This is a genomic window from Vibrio sp. 2433-A1 (assembly GCF_056726085.1).
This window is the reverse complement of sequence record NZ_JBRESC010000053.1, coordinates 1-5,973: the sequence shown is the minus strand read 5'-3', so window position 1 is coordinate 5,973 and position 5,973 is coordinate 1. Positions and strand designations below refer to the sequence as shown.

At 41.9% G+C, this 5,973-nt stretch carries 4 protein-coding genes and 1 pseudogene; 4 read left to right on the top strand and 1 reads right to left on the bottom strand.

Annotated features, from left to right (window positions below; genetic code table 11):
• Window positions 1-365 precede the first annotated feature (365 nt).
• Complete coding sequence (locus tag ACU01J_RS21345) at window positions 366-572, bottom strand: hypothetical protein (RefSeq protein WP_230300021.1); 207 nt, start codon at window positions 570-572, stop codon at window positions 366-368.
• 259 nt (window positions 573-831) lie between these two features.
• Here ACU01J_RS21345 and ACU01J_RS21340 point away from each other — a divergent pair, with 259 nt between their 5' ends.
• From ACU01J_RS21340 to ACU01J_RS21325, 4 genes and pseudogenes are all read left to right on the top strand, one after another.
• Window positions 832-2,214 (top strand): hypothetical protein, encoded by a 1,383-nt coding sequence (locus ACU01J_RS21340; protein ID WP_481087424.1) that lies wholly within the window; start codon window positions 832-834, stop codon window positions 2,212-2,214.
• Between the two features lie 1,795 nt (window positions 2,215-4,009).
• Window positions 4,010-4,274 (top strand): annotated as a pseudogene (locus ACU01J_RS21335) (hypothetical protein).
• A gap of 402 nt (window positions 4,275-4,676) precedes the next feature.
• On the top strand, window positions 4,677-5,186 hold the full coding sequence (locus ACU01J_RS21330) for a hypothetical protein (protein ID WP_481087423.1): 510 nt from the start codon (window positions 4,677-4,679) through the stop codon (window positions 5,184-5,186).
• Between the two features lie 147 nt (window positions 5,187-5,333).
• Entirely contained in the window at window positions 5,334-5,483 is a 150-nt protein-coding gene (locus ACU01J_RS21325; protein WP_481087422.1) for a hypothetical protein, read from the top strand.
• Window positions 5,484-5,973 lie beyond the last annotated feature (490 nt).

Sequence of the window (5,973 nt, the reverse complement as noted above, 5' to 3'; positions counted from 1 at the left end):
ACATCAGCAAATGGCAGCTCTTGGAACAGCACCACAAACAAGATAGGTAATAGTACATTCACTACAGGTACTGACTCAGACGGTAATTACTTCTCTTCAACTTGCAATGAATACGGTTGCTACTAGTAGTTCTAGCTCCAGTTTTTAAAGGCTGGAGCTTCATCACCATAACGCCCAATTAAGGGGTGAACAACGCTTACATCAAAACCTAAAGCATTGTGCCATAAACACTAAAACTGAAGTAGAAGCAAAAGTGCCAAGCGTTGTGAATCCCTCTTAAATTGCTTGTTATATGCGTACTTGAATATGAAAATACGACTTCTTTAAGTGGCACTTACCTACCTTTCAGACGATTCCTTATGTATTTACGAAAACAAAGCATTGATAGCAGATACAATAAGGCCCAATGCTGGTGCAAACAAACATAGAATGGCAACAACGAAGAGTACGATAATACGCTTCCAAGACTTTGCTGCTTCTTGGGCAAATTTGACTGTAAACCAAGAATCCGAAGCAACTAACATCGCGTCTTCTTGCTGCGAATTGCTATTTCGTTTCTCATAGAGTGACATAAGTTCTATTCCTTCTACTGACGGAAGCATATAACGCCCAATTAAGGGGTGAGCAACGCTTCCACCCAAACCTAAAGCATTGTGCCATAAACACTAAATTTGAAGTAGAAGCAAAAATGCCGAGCGTTATGAATCCCTCTTAAATTGCTTGTTATGAGCGTTTTAAAGGGGGTGACTATGTCTCGTTTTGGGCAAGTTTTTACCTGTGAACTTTTAGGGGTATTATCACCACATTACAACGTCAAAACCTCGGCTTACGATGATAAAACAACGAGAATACCGCTGTCCAATTTGGAAAGACCCTAAAACCTGTACCTGTGCTTCATGCGACAACAACAGAAAAGTGCAAGCCAGCAGGGCTGCTATAGAAGCGGCAACAAGAAAGAACTTTGCTTCAGGTTCTAAGTTTGCCTCTGTTCACACTGTACCTGAGCCTGTTGTACCCAAAGAAACGACTAGAGAGAAAATCGAACGACAACGCCAAGAACGATACGAAGAAGCAGAAAAAGGCTGGGCAAAACTACAAGCTGAAAAACAGAGCCAATTCTTACTTGGATGGACACAAAACTCGCAAACCAGACCAATTGAACAGGTCTGGGAAGAACTGTTTACTGCCGAAACAACCAACACACAAAAGCGCTATATCAAACAATGTAACGGACACCTGAACAACCCTGTGAAACAGGGTGAAATCATTATTGTTCCAACAAGTGAACCCACTACCCCAAAAGACAAGCAAGCTTTAGCAGAGCTAAAGGAGGAAGCTACTGCGGCCAGTAAAGAACTAGGTAAGCTCAGCGATGAGCACGTGTCGATGGTCAGTCGACACTTAGAGCTTCTTGACCACTACGCAAACCAACAACCAGATATTCAAGAAGCTGATACCAATGATAATACCCCTGACCTCTACGCCCACGCTTCTACAGGCCTTGGCATGGCTACAGCAGCAGTACAGCAACATTTAAATAATATTAACGATGTCTTGTTAGAGATTAATGACCTATACGCTGGTCAAGTAGCCATGGCAAGCCGTACTGGCGGAGTCAATTATGGCTCATTTGTCTCTCAGCGTGCCGAACTATTCAAGAAATTAGACGGTTCATTCGCTGCACTATCAAAGCGTACAGTGCAGCTACCTGTTTATACACAAGTAAAACGCAACCTCAAACTGTCGACTAAATCAGTGATTCATAACGCTGACGAGATATTGAAATCAGGTTTTGTTAAAAACCTTGGTAAACGAATTGCCAATGTTTCCATTGGTGTATCCGCGACAAAAGGCGTCGGTTATATTGGTATAGGTTTAGGTGTCGCTAGTGGCGTGAATAATATCTATGACGCATGCAATATTGATAGTGAAGGCAATTGCGGTAAGACCGTTGCACAAGAGATAGGTGGATTTCTTGGTGGCCTAGCTTTAGGTGGTAAGGTAGCAACACTAGCCGTCGGCGGAGTGTTACTAATTTTAGGCACAGCCTCAACTCCTGTTGTAGCAGTCGCTTCTATTGGTGCCTTCGCTGTAGGTGGTGCCATAGGCGGGATTGCAGGGACAAACATCGGCAATGTGGCTGGTGATATTATCTATGAAATGGTTCTAGACATGAAGGAACTAAGCGACGAAATATTAGAGGGCGTTTTCTAATGGAGTATATAGAACCTATTCGCATCATCATTTTAGGTTTACTTGGTTTCTATGCGCTAATATGGGCAATACTAGCTAGTATTGCCGGTATAGTTCTGTCATTAGGGGACGTAAAACGTATTATTTGGATTGATAAACAACTAGCCAAAAACGCAGATTTACTACATGCAAATTATCAAAACACGCTGCCATACAGCATAATATCTCGTTTAATTAACTACTGCCTTACATATCCGTTCATTCGCCATCGTTCAACCACTAGTTCATTGAAATTTAAGGTACTCATGTGGGCTAACACGCTAGGTTTTTGGTGTTGGTTCGTAGTGGCAATATATGCTGTAATCAATAGATTACTTTAACTAAGCCCAAAGCGATAGTGCCCTAATATTTCACGTGTAGCCTTTAGCTCATAACGCCCTGCTAAGGGGTGAGCAACGCAATACCGAAGCCGCCGCAAACCACCTTAATCACTAAATTCAACGCATAGTAAAAATGCCACGCGTTGCGAATCCCTCTTGAGCAGTTTGTTAGTTTGCAAACCCAAAGTGTTGATTTTACGTTATTTAAAACTTTGCAAACAATAAACTTTATGTATTTTGATGCACTTAAGTCAGGCGTAGTCTCAAAGCGGCTACTCAATGAAACCACGTAGAACAAACAACGCCGCAGAAAACGAACTAACAACACAAAAAAGCGCTTTTGGAAAACCAATCTCACAATGCGGACTTTCAACAAAGCCACTGAAACCACATGAACTTACCACACCAGAGAAAACGCTATTTCAGCGAGTAGATCGGCTTTTGTACCAACAGACTCAACGAGCAGAGTTTCAGCAAAAAAGTTCGACTCAGGTAACCTAAAAGTCGCCGCACCAAAAAACAAATCAACCGTTGAAACGATGCCTATTTTGAATTTTCACCACGCTAGTTAACACTATAATTGAAAGCCAATACGACAATTTCAACTTTGAGCTTTTACCACTAGATCTTGCGATATAGCTGCGTTTTTCCTCTTGCAAACTAACGCCCAATTAAGTTGTGAGCAACGCTGCCACATTGCCTAAGCACTCCACCGTAATCACCAAACTAATTGAAACCGAAAGCGCCGAGCGTTGCGAATCAGCTTGAATTGTTTGTTAGGCAAATTTTCTGCTTACTCACTAACTTAGTTTGAAAACAGAATACCTTAAAGGCGATAAGCAACCAATCACCCACTGATTTTTTGTGATTCAAGAACCACTGAAGTCACTATGTTACAGCCTCACTTTCAACATTCACGAAACACAGCCTTTCAACGACAAAGTAGCTTTTGAACCTGAGAAACTCAAAGCTGCGAAATGACAGCAATAACGAAAGCTTCGACTAACTTGCCCTTTCCACACTTTAAGCCAGTCAAGCTCAACACCAACCAACACTGAAACCCAATGAGGCAACCTACGAACTTTGGCATGTTTTACGGTTGGAGAGGTTCGAGAATTTGAGCCGACAATGCTGAATTGCCGACTTTGAGAAACGGACTGCCAGAGGGAGCAAGAAGATTAGAACAAAGAACTTTCCTGCCCTTTGCCTAACGCCCTGTTAAGGTGTGAGCAACGCAATACCGAAGCCGCCGCATACCACCTTAAACACTAAATTCAACGCATAATAAAAATGCCACGCGTTGCGAATCACTCTTAAACAGTTTGTTAGTCGCGAGGCACCGAGCGACAATTTTAAGCCAAACTAAACTTTGCGAACAACAAACTTTATGTGCTTTGATGCACTTAAGTCAGGCGTAGTCTCAAAGCGGCTATTCAATGAAACCACTTGGAACAAACAACGCCGCAGAAAACGGACTGACAACACCAAAAAGCGTTTTTGGAAAGCCAATCTCACAGTGCGGACTTTCAACAAAGTCACTGAAACCACGTGGAACTTACAACACCAGAGAAAACGTCATTTCAGCGAGTAAAACTGCTTTTGTACCCAACAAACTCACCGAGCGGAGTTGCAACCAAAAACAGACTCTCGATTGCCCTGCTCTGTCAGCATCAGAGAACGAAACAACCGCTTGGAAAATAGCAACATATTGATTTAGGACCGATGAAACTGAGCTTTGACCATCGAAGATCGAACAATGAACCAAGCAATCAGTCACCAAGTTTTGAGCTTAGAAACATGATTTTGACTGCAAGCTTTTTCTGGCGACTAACGCCCAATTAAGGGGTGAACAACGCCGCCACCCAAACCTGACGCATTGTGCCATAAACACTAAAACTGAAGTAGAAGCAAAAGTGCCAAGCGTTGTGAATCCCTCTTAAATTGCTTGTTAGAGCACTTGAATCCTTCACTAATTAAAGAAAGACAACTAGCACAAATCAAAAATGATTTATCAAAAATCTTTTTTGATTTTTATTCAATCCTTGGGTTGAATCAATCTGGATTCGATCGTAGACTAGGTGTAAATCAAAGAAGGAGGTAGTTATGTCAAACTTGGACTACTCAGTAGACAATTACAAAAACTTTATTGATCACGTTGAAAAGAACAAGATCGCAGAAGGTTCTAAGCTTGCTAACTGGAAAAGCGTCTTAAATGTGCTTTCTGTTTTAACAGAAGAAGAGGCTAAAGACATTACAAAGTTCGAAACCCAAGAACTTCTAGAGATGTTTAAAGCTCGTAAAACAGAATCAGGGAAAGAACCTTCCGCAGGAAGCCTAGGTACATATAAAAGTCGCCTGAATAGAGGTATTTCAGAGTTCAAAAAATACGTGAATAATGCTTCTAAAAGCCAAACTAACGACATGGTTGAAAAGACCGAAACTAACCGCGAGGATAAAGCTAGCGTGATGCAAGACAAGGTAGAAACATACACACTCCCCTTTCCATTGCGAGCAGGAGTAATGGTTAAAATTTCTGACTTACCTACTAACTTAACTGCAGAAGAGGCTGAACGTATTGCCTCGATGGTGAAGGCTTTAGTAAACGAGAAATAAAAACAGGACTTCCTTTCGAAAGTCCTGTCGATTCGAACAATAGGAATGGTTACCTGCTATCCGAACATTGGCGTAACTAAGATAGCAAATTCCTTTCTAAAAAGCTATATCCGTAACACGGTAACCGTTGCGGAGGAAGGAGTTATCATGAAAGATATCCAAATAGGTGAAGCCCCAATTGGTTACAAGTGGGTGAAATGTCGCTATCGTCGTAAGAAAAACAGTGAGGAGCTGCTTGATGCAAATGACTACGGTTATAAATGCTGGTGCTTCCTCGTACGTAGTTCGACGAAATAACGCAATAACCTGAAAGATATAGCCTCTCCAAGTTCCGGAGAGGCTAATTTATAGCAGTGCTCTAACGCCCAATTAAGTTGTGAGCAACGCTGCCAAAGCACTCAAACACTTCACCGTAATCACCAAACTAATTGAAACCGAAAGCGCCGAGCGTTGCGAATCAGCTTGAATTGTTTGTTAGGCAAATTTTCCTACCCACTCACTAACTTGGTTTGAAAACAGAATACCTTAAACACGATAAGCAACCAATCACCCACTGACTTTTTGTGATTCAAGAACAACTGAAGCCGCTATGTTACAGCCTAGGTTTCAACATCCACGAAATGCGTCTTTTCAGCGACGAAGTAGCTTTTGAACCGGAATACTAAAAGCTGCGAGCTGACAGCAAAAATGAAAGCTTCGATTGACTAGTCCTTTCCACACTTTAAGCCAGTGAAACTCACCACCAACCAACACTGAAAACCAATGAGGCAACCCACGAATCTTGGCA